The sequence below is a fragment of the Kitasatospora sp. NPDC048407 genome, assembly GCF_043200475.1.
In the GTDB taxonomy this organism is placed as follows: domain Bacteria; phylum Actinomycetota; class Actinomycetes; order Streptomycetales; family Streptomycetaceae; genus Kitasatospora.
Window position 1 is genome coordinate 93,774 of the sequence record NZ_JBICXW010000012.1, and the last position, 15,301, is coordinate 109,074.

The window sequence follows — 15,301 nt, forward strand, 5'->3', positions numbered from 1 at the left end:
CAGCGACGGAGAGATCGCGAGGATCAGGCCTCGACAGCGGCCTCTTCGCCCTCGACGGCCTCGGTCTCGGCCTCTTCCTCGGTGGCCTCGGGGGCCTGGGCGCCGATGACCTGCAGCACGACGGCGTCGGCCTCGACGGCCAGCGCGACGCCGGCCGGCAGGGCGATGTCACCGGCGGTGATGGAGGCGCCGGCCTCCAGGCCCTCGATCGAGACGGTGACCGACTCGGGCAGGTGGGTGGCCTCGGCCTCGATCGGGAGCGCGTTCAGCACGTGCTCGACCAGGTTGCCGCCGGGGGCCAGCTCGCCCTCGGTGTGGACCGGGATCTCGACGGTGACCTTCTCGCCACGCTTGACCAGCAGCAGGTCGACGTGCTCGATGGAGCGCTTGATGGCCTCGCGCTGGACGGCCTTCGGCAGCACGTACTCGTCCTTGCCGTCGATCGGCAGGACCAGCAGGGCGTTCGGGGTCTTCAGGGCCATCATCAGGTCGTGGCCGGGCAGGTTCAGGTGAACCGGGGCGTGGCCGTGGCCGTAGACGACACCGGGGACGAAGCCGGCGCGACGGGCGCGACGGGCGGCACCCTTGCCGAACTCGGTGCGGGACTCAGCGGCGATGCGGATCTCGGACACGACTGCACTCCTCGGAAATGCGCAGGGGTGCAGGAACGACAGAACCGCCGGGCCACACCCTCAATAACGTTTGGGGGGACACTCGGCGGTTCGATCAAAGCGCATCGTTCTCGCGCGTCGATCACGGAGCACCGAAAACGGGCATCCCTCGCCGAGCAGTCTCCCCAGACTAACCGGGCGGTGGCGCGGACGTGAAATCGGCCCCCGGTTCCAGGCGGAACCGGGGGCCGATCAAGGGGCTGACAAGGGGTCAGCGCCCGCGAGAGGTCAGTGCACGCCCTCGAACAGGCTGGTGACCGAGCCGTCCTCGAACACCTCGCGCACGGCGGCGGCGATCGACGGGGCGATCGACAGCGTGGTGATCTTGTCCATCTGGAGCTCGGCCGGGGTCGGCAGCGTGTTGGTGAACACGAACTCGCTGACCCGGGAGTTCTTCAGCCGGTCCGCGGCGGGGCCGGAGAGCACGCCGTGGGTGGCGGCCACGATGACGTCGGCGGCGCCGGCGTCGAACAGCGCGTCGGCGGCGGCGCAGATGGTGCCGGCGGTGTCGATCATGTCGTCGACCAGGACGCAGGTGCGGCCGCGGACGTCACCGACCACCTCGGCGGAGAGGATGGTGTTGGCCTGCGTCATGTCGCGGCGCTTGTGGATGATCGCCAGCGGGGCGTCCAGGCGGTCGCACCACTGGTCGGCGACCTTCACCCGGCCGGCGTCCGGCGAGACGATGGTCAGCTTGGACCGGTCGGCGACCCGGTCGCCGACGTAGTCGGCGAGCATCGGCAGCGCGAACAGGTGGTCGACCGGGCCGTCGAAGAAGCCCTGGATCTGCGCGGTGTGCAGGTCCACGGCCATCAGGCGGTCGGCACCGGCCTGGCGCAGCAGGTCGGCGATCAGGCGGGCCGAGATGGGCTCGCGGCCGAGGTGCTTCTTGTCCTGCCGGGCGTAGCCGTAGAACGGGAGGATCGCGGTGATGCTGCGGGCCGACGCGCGCTTCAGCGCGTCGATCATGATCAGCTGCTCCATGATCCACTGGTTGATCGGAGCCGTGTGGCTCTGGATCACGAAGCAGTCGGCGCCGCGCGCGGAGTCCAGGAAGCGGACGTAGATCTCGCCGTTGGCGAAGTCCAGGGCCTTGGTCGGGACGAGTTCGGTGCCCAGCGAGCGGGCAACCTCCTCGGCAAGTTCCGGGTGGGCTCGACCGGAGAAGAGTTTGAGCTTCTTCTCACCGGAGGTCGTGATCCCGCTCACTGCACCGTCTCCTCGTGTATTTGCCACTCTGAGTGAGTACGCCGAGGCACGGCCCAGCAGGCCCGATGGCGCACGTATGTACTTCAGGTTACGCGCCCCGGACCGTGACCGACGGCCGGGGACCTCCGTTCAAGATCCCCGGCCGTCCGGTCCGGCTACTCCGGCGAGGACGCCTCGGCGGCGGCCCGGGCGGACGCCGAACCGGGCCGCTTCCGCTCAACCCAGCCTGCGATGTTGCGCTGCTGGGCCCGCGCGACGGCCAGCGAACCGGCCGGAACATCGTTGGTGATCACGGATCCGGCGGCGGTGTAGGAGCCGTCACCGATCGTCACCGGGGCGATGAACATGTTGTCGGAACCCGTGCGGCAGTGGGCTCCGATGACCGTGCGGTGCTTGTTCACACCGTCGTAGTTCACTGTGACCGACGCCGCACCCACGTTGGTGCCCTCACCGATCGAGGCGTCCCCGATGTACGACAGGTGGGGCACCTTCGCGCCCTCGGCCAGCTGGGAGTTCTTGATCTCCACGTACGTGCCGGCCTTCGCCTTCCGGGCCAGCACGGTGCCGGGCCGCAGGTACGCGTACGGGCCGACCGAGGCCTCCGGGCCGATCTCGGCGCGCTCCGCCGTGGTGTTGCTCACACGGGCGCCCGCGCCGACCGAGGTGTCGGTCAGCGTGGTGTTCGGGCCGACCTCGCAGCCCTCGCCCAGGTGGGTCGCGCCGAGCAGCTGGGTACCGGGGTGCACCAGCGCGTCCGGCTCGTAGCCGACCTGGACGTCCATCCAGGTGGTGGCCGGGTCGACCACCGTCACGCCGGCCCGCATCGCGCGCTCCAGCAGCCGGTCGTTGAGCAGGCGGCGGGCCTCGGCCAGCTGCACCCGGTCGTTGATGCCGACGATCTCGCGGTGGTCCGCGGCCACCACCGCGCCCACCCGGTGGCCCTCGCGGCGCAGGATCTCCAGGGTGTCGGTCAGGTACTCCTCGCCCTGCGAGTTGTCGGTGCCGACCAGCGACAGCGCGTGCGCCAGCAGCTTGGCGTTGAACGCGAACACCCCGGAGTTGATCTCGTTGACCGCCAGCTGTTCGGGGCTGGCGTCCTTGTGCTCGACGATCGCCGCGACCGCGCCGTCGCTCTCGCGCAGGATCCGCCCGTAGCCGGTGGCGTCGGGGACGAGGGCGGTCAGCACGGTGACGCCGTTGCCCTGCTCGGCGTGCGCGGCGGCCAGCGCGGACAGCGTGCCGCCGGTCAGCAGCGGGGCGTCGCCGGTGGTGACCAGCACGGTGCCGTCCAGCTCCACGCCGTCGGCGGCCAGCGCCTGCAGCGCGGTGCGCACCGCGTGGCCGGTGCCGAGCTGCTCGGTCTGCACGACGGGGCGGGCCGCCGGGTACTGCTCGGCCAGGTGCGCCTGCACCAGCTCGCGCAGGTGGCCGATCACCACCAGCAGCTGACCGGGCGTCAACTCCTGGGCGGCGGACACCGCGTGGCCCACCAGGGAGCGGCCGCAGATCTCGTGCAGCACCTTCGGCAGGGCCTTGGACTTCATCCGCGTACCGCCCCCGGCGGCGAGCACGATCACGGCAGCGGGCTGGTTTGCACTCACGCGGGAAGACTCCTCGGTCGATGCGGGGTGAGGGTGCACCGAGAATACCGAGACGAGACGGGCGGAAAACGACCGAAACGGTCGTGGAGGCTCCGCCGCTAGGATTCGAACCCAGACAAAGGCCTCCAAAGGGCCCTGTGCTGCCATTACACCACGGCGGAAAGGCGCGGTTGCCGCGCCCAGCACAGCCTACGGGTTGACGGCCCGTAGCTCCACCACCTTCCGCGAAGCACACGAACGACACACCCGACTCGGGCGGCCGTCCTGCCGGAATCCGACGGACGAACACCGCGACACGTCCGCGCGCGAGCCTTCCGCTTACCGCCGTCCGATACCTACGATGCCGTAGGTTACGGAAACGTAGGTATCCGCTGGCACCACCCTCCTCCCCCGGGAAGCGCCATGACCATCCAGGCCGGGCAGGCGCCGCCGAGCGCCGCCGAGGACCTTCTCCCCCGTCTGTCCGCCACCAGGGGCGGCGAGAAACAGGGCCCCGCGGAACGGGTCACCCTCGCCCTGTTCATCGCGGTGCCGTTCCTGGCCCTGCTGGCCGCCGTCCCGATCGCCTGGGGCTGGGGCCTGTCCTGGCTGGACGCCGGCCTCGCCGTCGCCATGTACTTCCTCACCTGCCACGGCATCACCATCGGCTACCACCGCTACTTCACCCACAGCGCGTTCAAGGCCAAGCGGCCGCTGCGCATCGGCCTCGCCGTGCTCGGCTCGTTCGCCGTCGAGGGCCCGCTGGTGCGCTGGGTCGCCGACCACCGCAGGCACCACCGCTTCTCCGACAAGGAGGGCGACCCGCACTCCCCGTGGCGTTACGGCGAGAGCGTGCCCGCCCTGCTCAAGGGCCTGTGGTGGGCGCACATGGGCTGGATGTTCGACGAGGAGCAGACCCCGCAGCTCAAGTACGCGCCCGACCTGGTCCGCGACCCGGCCATGAGGCGCATCTCCCGGCTGTTCTGGCTCTGGACGACGCTCTCGCTGGCGCTGCCCGCGGTGATCGGCGGCCTGGCCACCTGGAGCTGGCAGGGCGCGCTGTCCGCCTTCTTCTGGGGCTCGCTGGTCCGGGTCGCCCTGCTGCACCACGTCACCTGGTCGGTCAACTCGATCTGCCACGCGGTCGGTTCACGCCCCTTCAAGTCCCGCGACAAGTCCGGCAACGTGTGGTGGCTGGCCGTACTGTCCTGCGGCGAGTCCTGGCACAACCTGCACCACGCCGACCCCACCTCGGCCCGGCACGGCGTACTGCGCGGCCAGGTCGACTCCTCGGCGCGGGTCATCCGCTGGTTCGAGAAGGCGGGCTGGGCCACCGACGTCCGCTGGCCGGGTGCGGAGCGGATCGCCGCCCGCCGCGCCGCATGAGGCAGCGCCTGCAGCATGATGGAGGGGTGAACGGGACCAACGGAGACAGCGCCGGCCATCAGCAGCCTTCGCGGCGCGGCGCGGCCCGCGGCGCCGCCGCGAAGACAAGTGGCCGGGTGCGGATGACCGGCAAGCAGCGCCGCGAGCAGCTGCTGGAGATCGGCCGAACGGTCTTCGCCGAACGCGGCTACGACGGCACCTCGGTGGAGGAGATCGCCGAACGCGCCGGGGTCTCCAAGCCGGTCGTCTACGAGCACTTCGGCGGCAAGGAGGGCCTGTACGCCGTGGTCGTCGACCGCGAGATGCAGCTCCTGCTGGACATGGTCACCGGCGCGCTCACCGGCGGGCACTCCCGGGAGCTGCTGGAACAGGCCGCGTTCGCGCTGATGGACTACATCGACACCTCCACGGACGGCTTCAAGATCCTGGTCCGGGACTCGCCGGTGGCCCAGTCCACCGGCTCGTTCGCCTCGCTGATCAGCGACATCGCCACCCAGGTCGAGGACATCCTCGGCCTGGAGTTCAAATCCCGCGGCTTCGACGCCCGGCTGGCGCCGATGTACTCGCAGATGCTGGTCGGCATGGTGGCGCTGACCGGCCAGTGGTGGCTGGAAGTGCGCAAGCCCGCCAAGGCGGAGGTCGCCGCCCACCTGGTCAACCTCGCCTGGCACGGCCTGGAGGGCCTGGAACGGCACCCCAAGCTGGTCGGGGACCGCAAGAACTGACCGGCCCGGCCCCGTCACCGGGGCCGCCGGGCCGTCCCGCATGACAGGAGAACCCGTTGACGGTCTTCCTGCTGGCCCTCGGCGCGGCCTGCTGCCTCGGACTCGGCTTCGTCCTGCAGCAGCACGCCGCCCAGCGCGCCCCCAAGGGCGACATGCTCCGCTGGCGGCTGCTGCTCGACCTGATGCGGATGCCCGACTGGCTGCTCGGCATCGGATTCATGATCGCCGGGCAGGTGCTGTCCGCGCTGGCGCTCAGCCAGGGCGAGGTCACCCTGGTCGAGCCGCTGCTGGCCACCAACCTGGTCTGGGCGATGCTGCTGGCCCGCCGGATCACCGGCACCCGGCTGGGCCGCTCCGGCTGGATCGGCGTCGCCCTGATCGCGCTCGGCGTCACCGCGTTCATCGCCGCCGGACAGCCCCAGGGCGGCGGCCCCGGCGTCGGACCGGTGCGGCAGTGGCTGGTCATCGGCACCGTCGCCGGCCTCGCCCTGCTGCTGGTCTCGGTGGCCCGCCGCCTCCCCCTGTTCGAGGAGGCCACCCTGCTCGCGCTGGCCGCCGGCCTGCTCTACGGCCTCCAGGACGCCCTCACCCGCTCCACCTTCGACCTGATCGACCAGCACGGCGCCCCCGCCGCGTTCGCCTCCTGGCAGCCGTACACCGTGATCGGCATCGGCGTGGTCGGGCTGCTGCTGGTGCAGTCCGCGTTCGAGGCCGCGCCGCTGCGGATGTCGCTGCCCGCGCTCACCGCCGCCCAGCCGCTGGCCGGCATCGCCTGCGCGGTCGGATTCCTCGGCGACCGGGTCCGGATCACCCCCGCCGCGCTGGCCTGGCAGAGCGCCGGGATGGCCGCGATCGTGGTCGGCGTGGTGGTGCTCGGCCGCCACCCGGCCCTGCCCAGCGCGAAGTGACCCTCCCTCAGCGCCTGACCGCCACCGCGAACACCCGGCGGAACGGGAACACCGTGCCGTACTCGCCCGCCGGGTACGCCTCGCGCAGCAGCGCCCCGTACTCCGCCAGGAACGCCTGCCGCTCGCCCGGATCGGGCAGCCGCTCCAGCACCGGGCGCAGCGCGGTGCCCTTGACCCACTCCAGCACCGGGTCCGGCCCCTGCAGCACCGTCAGGTACGTGGTCTCCCAGACATCCGCCGTGCAGCCCGCGGCCAGCAGCGCCTCCAGGTAACGCGCCGGGGCGTGGCAGGACGCGTCCGGGCGGACGGTGCCCAGCCGCTCGCGCCAGCGGGCGCTCTGCCTCAGCTCGGCGAGCAGGGTGTGGCTGGGGGCGGCGAAGTTGCCGGGCAGCTGGAAGGCGATCACCCCGCCGGGGCGCAGCGCCGCCGCCCAGCGGGGCAGCAGGGTGAGGTGGTCGGCGGTCGGGGTGTCCATCCAGTGCAGGGCGGCGTTGGACGCGATCAGGTCGGGCCGCTCGGGCGCGGGGTCGTACGCGGTGACGTCCTGCAGCCGGTACTCGGCGGTGGGCTCGCCGGTGGCCCGGGCGGTCTCCAGCAGGGCGGGCGAGGTGTCCAGGCCGAGCAGGCGGGCCTCGGGCCAGCGGCGGCGCAGCACGGCGGTGGAGTTGCCAGGGCCGCAGCCGAGGTCCAGCACGGTGGGGCGGGGCGGGAGTTCGGGGACCCGGGCGAGCAGTTCGTTGAGCGGCCGGATGCGTTCCTCCGCGTAGCGCAGGTACTGGTGGGCGTCCCAGTCGGCGGGCATGGCGAACCTCCAGAAGTATCTCGATGTCAAGATATCTTTCGGACGCCGAGCGTTCCTTTGTTATCTCTTGATGTCAAGAGACTTCACATCGACACATCCCCCGATACACTGATCGTCATGGAGGACGAGGTCGACCGCCTGGTCGCAGCATGGCGCCGAGAGCGCCCCGACCTCGACGTGGAGCCCCTTGAGGTCCTCAGTCGGGTGAGCCGACTCGCCCGCCACCTGGACCGCGCCCGCCGCACCGCGTTCGCCGAGCACGGCCTCGAACCCTGGGAATTCGACGTCCTCACCGCCCTGCGCCGGGCCGGAGACCCCTACCAGCTCTCCCCCGGCCAGCTCCTCACCCAGACCCTGGTCACCTCCGGCACCATGACCAACCGCATCGACCGCCTCACCACCAAGGGCCTGGTCGTCCGCCTCCCCGACCCCGACGACCGCCGCGGCGTCCTCGTCCGCCTCACCGACGCCGGCCGCGACAAGGCCGACCAGGCCCTGGCCGGCCTCCTCGCCCACGAACGCGAGATCCTCGCGCAGCTGGCACCCACCCAGCGCGCCGAACTCGCGTCCCTGCTCCGCCAGTTGGTCATCCCTTTCGACCGGGCAGGCTGATTTTTCGAGGGGCCGGAAGATCGGCTCTTCAGGGGCCCGGGGAACGGCGGGTTCGAGTCTGCGGTTGATCAACAGGGCGCTGAGCGTTCATACGTTTCGGGTCTCCCGGTGCCTCAAGACACCCGAAGCAGCACGACCGCATCGCAAGGTCCGACCATCCGCAGTCCCGGCCTCGCCGTTCCCCGAGCCCCTGAAGACAAAAACTCAAAAGCCGTCCGGATACAGGGCCGAGAGCGCCGGAGGCTTGTCCGGGGCACTCTTGTAGCCGGGCAGCAGCACCGCCAGGCAGCCGCGAACCGCAGAGTCCTCGTTGCCCGTCGCGGCCCCGTACAACGCGGTGAGGCCCCCCGCCAGGTCCTCGACGCCAGTCGCATTCGCCGCCGTCGCGTAGATCCGCGGGTGCGCGGTGGGAAGCCGCTCCTCGGTGTCGGAGAACAGCGCCTCGTTGAGTTTCTCGCCCGCCCGCAGCCCGGTGTACCGGATCTCGACCTCCGCCGCGTCCAGTTGGACCTGTTCCGCGAAGTTGTGGACCAGGTCCACGATCCGCACCGGTTCCCCCATGTCGAGGACGAAGACCTCGCCGCCCTCGGCCATCCGTCCGGCCTCCAGGACCAGGCCGACGGCCTCCTCGATGGTCATGAAGAACCGGGTGACGTCGGGGTGGGTGACCGTCACGGGCCCGCCGCTGCGCAGTTGTTCCTCCAGGACGGAGAGCAGCGAGCCGCGGGAGCCGAGCACGTTGCCGAAGCGGACGGCGGCGAAGACGCCGGTGCCGAGGTTGCGGGCGTCCTTCGCGTTGGCCTGGACGATCAGCTCGGCGAGACGCTTGCTCGCGCCGAGGACGGAGGTGGGGTCGGCGGCCTTGTCGGTGGAGATCAGGACGAAGCGTTCGACGCCGGTGGCGAGCGCGGCCTCGACCAGGTGGTCGGTGCCGAGGACGTTGGACTTGACGGCCTCGCTGGGGTGGCGTTCCAGCAGCGGCAGGTGCTTGTGCGCGGCGGCGTGGAAGACGACCTCGGGGCGCAGGTCGCGGAAGATCTGCTGGATCCGCGGGCGGTCCCGGATGTCGGCGATCACCAGGGACTCGTCGGTGAGCAACGCCTCGCCCCAGATGTCGAGTTGGAGCCGGTGCAGGTTGGATTCGTCGTGGTCGAGCATGTACAGCGCGGCGGGGCCGAACGCCTGGACCTGGCGGCACAGTTCGCTGCCGATGGAGCCGCCCGCGCCGGTCACCAGGACCCGGCGGCCCTCGATGACGGTACGGACGTCGGGCGAGACGACGTGGACCTCGTGCCGGCCGATCAGCCGGTTGACGTCCAGGGTGCGCAGGTCGGAGCCGACCACGGCGCGGCGCAGCGCGGACAGGAAGGACGGCAGGTAGCGGACGGCCGCGCCGGCCGCCGCGGCGGCGGTGGCGAGTTCCCGGACGCGCTGGTGCGGCAGGCCGGGGATGGCGAGGACGACCACCTGGGCGCGGTGGGCGAGGGCGTGGCGGGTGAGGTCGGCGAGCGGGCCGAGGACGGGGCGGCCGGAGACGTGCCGGCCGGCCTTGGCGGGGTCGTCGTCCAGCACCCCGACGGGGGTGAGGCCGAACTCGGGGGTCCGGTCCAGGTCGCGGACCAGTGCCGTGCCGGCCGCGCCGGCCCCGACGACCAGGGTGCGCAGGCCGGCCGAGCCGGCGCGCTGCTCGGGGATGCGGGTGCGGGCGCGGGCTGCGTGCGGGCGTGCGGAAGCGCGGTGCGACGACATCTGACCTCCGGTCTCGCTGACTCACGGAGTGGAAACCTGCTCGGAAGGCGGGGCTCGTTCAGCCCGCGCCGGGGCCTGCGGTCGAGGCGACGGTCGGCGGTGGGGCGGGGGCGGGCACGACAGGCGGCCCGGGCGGCTCGGAGGGGGCGATCCCGGCACGGCGGGCGACGGCGACCGCCGCGAGCGTGGAGTGCACCCCGAGCTTGCCCAGGACGTTCTGCATGTGGGTGCGGACGGTGTGCGGGGAGAGGAACAGCCGCTCGGCCACCGCCTGCCTGCCCAGTCCCGCGACCATGCAGCGCAGCACCTCCTCCTCGCGGGGGGTGAGCGCGGCGACCAGGCGTTCGCTCTCCGAGCGGTCCCGGCGGGCGGAGGTGAGTTCGCGGACCACCCCGGTCAGCAGGGCGGGCGGCAGGTGGGTCTCGTCGCGCAGCACGCCGCGGATCACGGCCATCAGCGCGCCCAGCGAACTTTCTCGTGCCACCCAGCCGTTGGCCCCGGCCTGCAGGGCGCGGACGGCCCGCTGCGGGTCGTCGGCGACGGCCAGCATCACGGCCCGCAGCGTCGGGTGGGCCCGGCAGGCCCGGCCGACCAGGGCGATCCCGTCGCCCGGTCGCGTCCCGTCTGCGGGCGGCCGGGCGGCGGCCGGTGGGCGCGTCAACTGTCCGGCGGCTGGCCGCTGTTGGGGCACTCCGAGGTGGTGGCGGGGTGGTGGTGCCGGGGCGGCGCCGAGGTCGGCGTCGACCAACAGCACGTCGTACGGGCGGCGTTCGGCCGCCGCCCGTTCCAGCGCGCGTTCGGCCGCGGCGGCGCTGCCGGCCGCCCCGACGTCCACATCGGGCTCGGCGGCGAGCGCCGTGGCGAGTGCCTCGGCGAAAATACGGTGGCCGTCGACCACCAGGACGCGAATCCGCCCCATCGTCCTGCCCCCCTGCTCCTGGCCCGACCCCCACCGGTGCCTCAATCAGCGTACGGGCGGCCGCCCGTACGGCGTGGGGGTTTGGTGAAGTTCCTGTACGCAGAGACTTCGGGGGTCGGAGTCGGGCCGGGAGCGGGGCTGGTCAGGCGCGGTGGGCGAGGGTGAATTCCCAGGCGTCGGCGACGATCCGGTCGAGCTCGGGGTGCTTCGGCGCCCAGCCGAGGGCCTCCCGGGCCCGGTCCGCGGCGGCCACCAGCACCGCCGGGTCGCCCGGGCGGCGGTCCGCGACCTGCACCGGGATCTCCCGGCCGGTGACCCGCTTGACCGACTCGATCACCTCGCGCACCGAGAAGCCGGTGCCGTTGCCGAGGTTGCAGATCAGGTGCTCGCCGGGCTTGGCGGCGTCCAGCGCCAGCAGGTGCGCCTCGGCCAGGTCGGCGATGTGGATGTAGTCGCGGATGCAGGTGCCGTCCGGGGTCGGGTAGTCCTCGCCGAACACCGCGATGTGCGGGCGCTGCCCGAGCGCGGCCTGGAACACCAGCGGGATCAGGTGCGACTCCGGCTCGTGCCGCTCGCCGTAACGGCCGTACGCCCCGGCCACGTTGAAGTACCGCAGGCTGACGGCGGCCAGGCCGTGGGCGATCGCCTCGGAGGTGATCAGGTGGTCCACGGCGAGCTTGGTGGCACCGTAGGCGTTGGTCGGCGAGGTGCGCGCGGTCTCCTTGATCGGCACCTCCTCCGGCTCGCCGTACACGGCCGCGGTCGAGGAGAACACCAGCTTGCCGACGCCGGCCTTGCGCATCGCTGACACCAGCTCCAGCGAGCCGGCCACGTTGTTGCGCCAGTACTTCTCCGGGTCCGCCACCGACTCGCCGACCTGCGAGGACGCGGCGAAGTGCAGCACCCCGTCGAAGGACGCGTCGAGCACGTGGGAAGCGTCCTGGATCCGGCCGCGGACGAACTCCGCGCCGTCCGGCACGGCCTCCGCGAAACCGGTCGACAGGTCGTCCAGCACCGTCACCCGGTGCCCCGCCTCCAGCAGGTGCGCCGCCACCACGCTGCCCACGTAGCCGGCTCCGCCCGTGACCAGGTACTTGCTCATGCCCTCGACCTCCGCAACGCTCGGTGTTCCTCGCTCGGAGCATATGGCACCTGCACTAAAGGCCCGGTCCGGCCGACCAGCGGGGGCCCCGGCCGGTGAGCGCCAGCAGCGCCTCGAACGCGTCGTCCCCGGCATAGCCCACCGGCTCCGCGAACATCCCCATCGCCCGCCCGTTCGGCACCGGTTCCGCCGTCAGCGGGCCCAGCACGGCGACCGCCTCCGGCGCCGGCCCGTACGGCAGGCCGGTGGCCCGGGCCAGGTCCCAGCCGTGCACCACCAGGTCCGTCAGCGCCGGCGAACCGACCGGCTCCGCGAACATCCCCATCGCCCCGACCGGGCCCCGGTCCGCCCGGGTCGCGGACCTCGCCGCCCGCAGCGGCCTGACGGTGCGCGGCCTGCGGCGCCTGTTCGCCGCCCGGGTGGGCGTCCCCCGAAGTGGGTGGTCCTGCGCTACCGGATCCACGAGGCCCTGGAGGCGGCGCAGCGCCCGAACGCCCCGGACCGGTCCCGGCTCGCCGCCGAGCTCGGCCACCGCGACCACGCGCACCTGACCCGCGAGTTCACCCGCACCGTCGGCGTCCCGCCCCCTGCCTACGCGGCGCACTGAACACCGCTGCAACTCAGGCCAGTTGATCCAGCATGCCGGTCCGCGCGGCCAGCGCGGCGGCCTCCAGCCGGGAGCGGGCGCCGAGCTTGGTCAGCACCCGCTGGACGTGCGTGCGCGCCGTGGACGGGGCGATCCGCATCGCGGCGGCGATCGCCGCGGTGTCCTCGCCGTCGGCGATCCGGCCCAGCACCTGCACCTCACGGCGGGTCAGCAGCCGCAGCAGCCGCACCGCCTCGTCGTCGGGCTCGACGACCGGCCACAGCAGGTGCTCGAACGCGGCACGCAGCACCTCGACCGCGACGGCCGCCTCCCCCGCCCGGACCCGGGCGATCGCCCGGTCCACCACGTCGATCCGCTCGTCGCTGCGCACGTAGCCCGCCGCACCGGCGGCGAACGCGGCCGCGACCCGGCCGGGCGCGCTCAGCGGCCCCAGCACCACCACGGCGATCTCCGGACGGTCGCGGCGCAACCGGCGCAGCACGTCGAACGGGTCGTCCGGGCCGGCGGCCGTCCCGAGCAAGCACACCTCGGGGCGCCGCCCGACGACCAGGTCGAGCACCGAGCCGCACGGCGAACCCACGCCGAGCACCCGGTGGCCGCGCTGTTGCAGGGCGGTGCCCAGGGCTTCGGCCATCAGCCGGTGATCGTCCGCCACTACGAGCCGCACGCTCATGCCGCCCCCTCCCCGGTTCGGCAGGACAGACGCACCATCACAGCGCATTCGTGCGCGGGCCGCCAGGGGACGTACCGAAAAACCGCCGTCGCGGTTTGGCCAAGAGTCGGGAAACGGGCAGACGCCGAAGGCCCCGCCGAGTGGCGGGGCCTTCGTCTGCTGAGCCCCCATGCGGAATCGAACCGCAGACCTTCTCCTTACCATGGAGACGCTCTACCGACTGAGCTATAGGGGCTTGTTGCTCCGGGTTCCTTGCGGTTCCCCTTGCGACGAGGAAGACATTACATGGTCGGCGGACCGGTTGGGAAATCAGCTTCGACCAGGTGGGCGGGCTAAACTGCCCGAGAAGACCCGATCTGCTCTGCAATGTCGCCCAGCAGCCGCGAACTCCCGTTCAGCGAAAGCGCGTGATCCCGTGTCAGCCCCCGGCCGCAGTCGTGCTTCTTCCGACCGTTCCGCCTGGTGGGCGCTGGCCCTGCGGCCGGCCCGGCCGCCGGTGCCGTGGCGGCCGATGGTGCGGGCGGCGCTCGGGATGGCGGTGCCGCTGTCGGCGGGCCTGCTGTTCGGCCGCCTGGACCTGGGCGTCTTCGCGGGGCTGGGCGCGATGCACGCCACCATGAACGACCGGGTGGAGCCGCTGCGGCTGCGCGCCCCGCGGATCGCGCTGGCGCTGACCGCCTCCACCACCGGCATGCTGATCGGCGCGGCGCTCCAGCACCTCGGCGCGGGCGGCCTGCTGGTCGGCATCGCGCTGACCCTGATCGGCTTCGCCGGCGGCGCCCTGTCCGCGACCGGCCCGCGCGGCTCGGCAGCCGGGATGCTGCTGCTGGTCTCGGCCTCGCTCGGCGGCGGCATGGCGCTGCCCCACCCATGGTGGGCGGCGCCCGCGATGATGCCGTGCGGCGCGGCGCTGGTCCTGCTGCTGGGCCTGCGCTACCGCACCGACGTCCGCACCGACCCGCGCACCGTCGCGCTGGCGGAGGTCTACCGGGCGCTCGGCGGCATGCTGGCCGCCCTCGGCACCCCGGACGGACCGGCGGCCCGCCGGGTGCTGACCGCGCGCCTCAACCAGATGCAGGACCTGCTGCCGCCGACCCGCCCGGGCCGCCACGAGTCGGAGCGGCTGCGCTGGCTGCGCCGCTCGTACGAGGCCGCGCTGGGCGCCACCGAGGCCGCCGCCGGACTGCTCTGGGCATGGCGGCCGGTGCCGCCGGAGCTGGTGGAGTTCCCGGCGGCGCTGGCCCGGCAGATCACCGGCGGACCCGAGCCCGCCTACCCGGACTGGCAGCCGGACACCCCGTCCCGGACGGCGTTCGACACCGCGCTGCGGGCCGCCGCCGACACCGTCTCGGGCCGCTGGGCGCCGCTGGACACCGCCGCCCCGCCGCCGCCCGACCCGTGGCGGCTGCGCGCCCGTCTGCTCTCGCCCGGCTCGGTGCGCTACGGCCTGCGGGTCGCGCTGTGCGTGGCGGTCGCCGAGGCGGCCGTCAACGCGCTGACGCTGAGCCGCAGTTACTGGGTGCCGCTGACGGTGGCGTTCGTCCTGAAGCCGGATCTGGGCTCGGTGTTCCATCGGGCCGTCAGCCGGGTGCTGGGCACCGTGCTCGGCATCGCGGCGACGGCGGTCCTGCTGGCCGTCACCACGGAGTCCTGGGCGCTGAGCGTCGCGGTGTCGCTGTGCGTGGCGCTGCTGCCGTACTCGACGGCCGCGCACTACGGGCTGAACACCGCCGTGATGACGCCGGTGGCGCTGATCCTGGTGCAACTCGGCGGGGAGAGCGGCGCCGCCGAGTTCTGGCCGCGGGTGCTGGACACCACGCTGGCCAGCGCGATCGTGCTGGTCTTCGGCTACCTGCTGTGGCCCGAACGCGCCCCGCACCGGATCGAGCCCGGCATCGTCAAGGCCGCCGCCACCGTCCACGAGTACCTGGCCGCGGTGGCCCGGGTCGAACCCGTCGCCGAGGTGTGGCTGCGCCGCACCGCCTACCGGGCACTGGCCGACGCCCGCCGTCAGGTCGACCTGGGCCTGGCCGAACCCCCGCCCGCCGGACGCCTCGCCGAGGAGTGGCTGCCCGCCACCTCCGCACTGGAACGGCTGGCCGGCGCGGTCGCCGCGTACGCCGCCCAACTCCGTTACGGCGGACGGGAACCCGAACCGGAGGTGATCGAACGCGTCCTGCACTCGCTGGACCGCCTCACCGACGCCGCCCGCGCCCACCACGCGCCGTCCGGCCGCGCCGCCCGCCCGACCGGCCCGCACGACCCGACCCGCAGCGCACTGGCCCGGGCCGCGGACGAACTGGACGTCCTGCTCGGCTGACCCGCGAGGGCCGCGCACCCGCGGGTGCGCGGCCCTCG

15 protein-coding genes and 2 tRNA genes are annotated in these 15,301 nt (G+C 72.9%); 6 read left to right on the forward strand and 11 right to left on the reverse strand.

The annotated features are described in order from the left end of the window. Nucleotides 1–23 precede the first annotated feature (23 nt). The 4 genes from ACGFWJ_RS22285 to ACGFWJ_RS22300 form a co-directional block, all read right to left on the reverse strand. Nucleotides 24–632, reverse strand: a complete 609-nt coding sequence (locus tag ACGFWJ_RS22285; RefSeq protein ID WP_387638090.1) for a 50S ribosomal protein L25/general stress protein Ctc — start codon at nucleotides 630–632, stop codon at nucleotides 24–26. A gap of 267 nt (nucleotides 633–899) precedes the next feature. Next, a complete protein-coding gene (locus ACGFWJ_RS22290; RefSeq protein ID WP_392952199.1) occupies nucleotides 900–1,880 on the reverse strand; it encodes a ribose-phosphate diphosphokinase in 981 nt (326 codons plus the stop codon). Between the two features lie 155 nt (nucleotides 1,881–2,035). Continuing rightward, complete coding sequence (glmU, locus tag ACGFWJ_RS22295; RefSeq protein WP_392952201.1) at nucleotides 2,036–3,481, reverse strand: bifunctional UDP-N-acetylglucosamine diphosphorylase/glucosamine-1-phosphate N-acetyltransferase GlmU; 1,446 nt, start codon at nucleotides 3,479–3,481, stop codon at nucleotides 2,036–2,038. 90 nt (nucleotides 3,482–3,571) lie between these two features. Further along, nucleotides 3,572–3,642: transfer RNA gene (locus tag ACGFWJ_RS22300), tRNA-Gln, on the reverse strand. Nucleotides 3,643–3,883: 241 nt separating this feature from the next. On the opposite strand from ACGFWJ_RS22300, the gene ACGFWJ_RS22305 reads away from it, so the two are divergent. Genes ACGFWJ_RS22305 through ACGFWJ_RS22315 form a run of 3 tightly spaced genes read left to right on the forward strand, consistent with a single transcriptional unit; the run spans nucleotide 3,884 to nucleotide 6,479 of the window. Further along, nucleotides 3,884–4,846 (forward strand): acyl-CoA desaturase, encoded by a 963-nt coding sequence (locus tag ACGFWJ_RS22305; RefSeq protein WP_392952204.1) that lies wholly within the window; start codon nucleotides 3,884–3,886, stop codon nucleotides 4,844–4,846. A gap of 26 nt (nucleotides 4,847–4,872) precedes the next feature. Further along, nucleotides 4,873–5,571 carry a TetR family transcriptional regulator gene (locus tag ACGFWJ_RS22310; RefSeq protein ID WP_387638102.1) on the forward strand — a complete coding sequence of 233 codons (699 nt, stop codon included), beginning with the start codon at nucleotides 4,873–4,875 and terminating at the stop codon, nucleotides 5,569–5,571. A gap of 56 nt (nucleotides 5,572–5,627) precedes the next feature. Further along, complete coding sequence (locus tag ACGFWJ_RS22315; protein WP_392952208.1) at nucleotides 5,628–6,479, forward strand: DMT family transporter; 852 nt, start codon at nucleotides 5,628–5,630, stop codon at nucleotides 6,477–6,479. Between the two features lie 7 nt (nucleotides 6,480–6,486). On the opposite strand, the gene ACGFWJ_RS22320 is transcribed toward ACGFWJ_RS22315, so the two are convergent. After that, on the reverse strand, nucleotides 6,487–7,281 hold the full coding sequence (locus tag ACGFWJ_RS22320) for a methyltransferase domain-containing protein (RefSeq protein WP_392952210.1): 795 nt from the start codon (nucleotides 7,279–7,281) through the stop codon (nucleotides 6,487–6,489). A 117-nt stretch (nucleotides 7,282–7,398) separates the two neighbouring features. Here ACGFWJ_RS22320 and ACGFWJ_RS22325 point away from each other — a divergent pair, with 117 nt between their 5' ends. After that, the gene (locus tag ACGFWJ_RS22325; protein WP_392952213.1) at nucleotides 7,399–7,893 is read left to right on the forward strand and encodes a MarR family winged helix-turn-helix transcriptional regulator; all 495 of its coding nucleotides are present in this window, start codon (nucleotides 7,399–7,401) and stop codon (nucleotides 7,891–7,893) included. Nucleotides 7,894–8,097: 204 nt separating this feature from the next. Here ACGFWJ_RS22325 and ACGFWJ_RS22330 read toward each other — a convergent pair whose 3' ends face one another. The 4 genes from ACGFWJ_RS22330 to ACGFWJ_RS22345 all read right to left on the reverse strand — a co-directional run bounded on the left by ACGFWJ_RS22330 (nucleotide 8,098) and on the right by ACGFWJ_RS22345 (nucleotide 11,988). Then, the gene (locus ACGFWJ_RS22330; protein WP_392952216.1) at nucleotides 8,098–9,642 is read right to left on the reverse strand and encodes a polysaccharide biosynthesis protein; all 1,545 of its coding nucleotides are present in this window, start codon (nucleotides 9,640–9,642) and stop codon (nucleotides 8,098–8,100) included. Between the two features lie 58 nt (nucleotides 9,643–9,700). Beyond that, entirely contained in the window at nucleotides 9,701–10,561 is an 861-nt protein-coding gene (locus tag ACGFWJ_RS22335; RefSeq protein ID WP_392952218.1) for a LuxR C-terminal-related transcriptional regulator, read from the reverse strand. A gap of 142 nt (nucleotides 10,562–10,703) precedes the next feature. Next, nucleotides 10,704–11,663, reverse strand: coding sequence for a UDP-glucose 4-epimerase GalE (galE, locus tag ACGFWJ_RS22340; RefSeq protein ID WP_392952221.1), 960 nt, complete (start codon nucleotides 11,661–11,663; stop codon nucleotides 10,704–10,706). 55 nt (nucleotides 11,664–11,718) lie between these two features. After that, a complete protein-coding gene (locus ACGFWJ_RS22345) occupies nucleotides 11,719–11,988 on the reverse strand; it encodes a hypothetical protein (RefSeq protein WP_392952222.1) in 270 nt (89 codons plus the stop codon). Between the two features lie 114 nt (nucleotides 11,989–12,102). Between ACGFWJ_RS22345 and ACGFWJ_RS22350 the strand changes: the two genes are divergently transcribed. Continuing rightward, the gene (locus ACGFWJ_RS22350) at nucleotides 12,103–12,270 is read left to right on the forward strand and encodes a hypothetical protein (RefSeq protein ID WP_392952225.1); all 168 of its coding nucleotides are present in this window, start codon (nucleotides 12,103–12,105) and stop codon (nucleotides 12,268–12,270) included. Between the two features lie 13 nt (nucleotides 12,271–12,283). Here ACGFWJ_RS22350 and ACGFWJ_RS22355 read toward each other — a convergent pair whose 3' ends face one another. After that, entirely contained in the window at nucleotides 12,284–12,943 is a 660-nt protein-coding gene (locus tag ACGFWJ_RS22355; protein WP_387865306.1) for a LuxR C-terminal-related transcriptional regulator, read from the reverse strand. Between the two features lie 162 nt (nucleotides 12,944–13,105). Next, nucleotides 13,106–13,178: transfer RNA gene (locus tag ACGFWJ_RS22360), tRNA-Thr, on the reverse strand. Nucleotides 13,179–13,358: 180 nt separating this feature from the next. Here ACGFWJ_RS22360 and ACGFWJ_RS22365 point away from each other — a divergent pair. Beyond that, nucleotides 13,359–15,263 (forward strand): FUSC family protein, encoded by a 1,905-nt coding sequence (locus ACGFWJ_RS22365; protein ID WP_392952228.1) that lies wholly within the window; start codon nucleotides 13,359–13,361, stop codon nucleotides 15,261–15,263. Nucleotides 15,264–15,301: the final 38 nt, after the last annotated feature.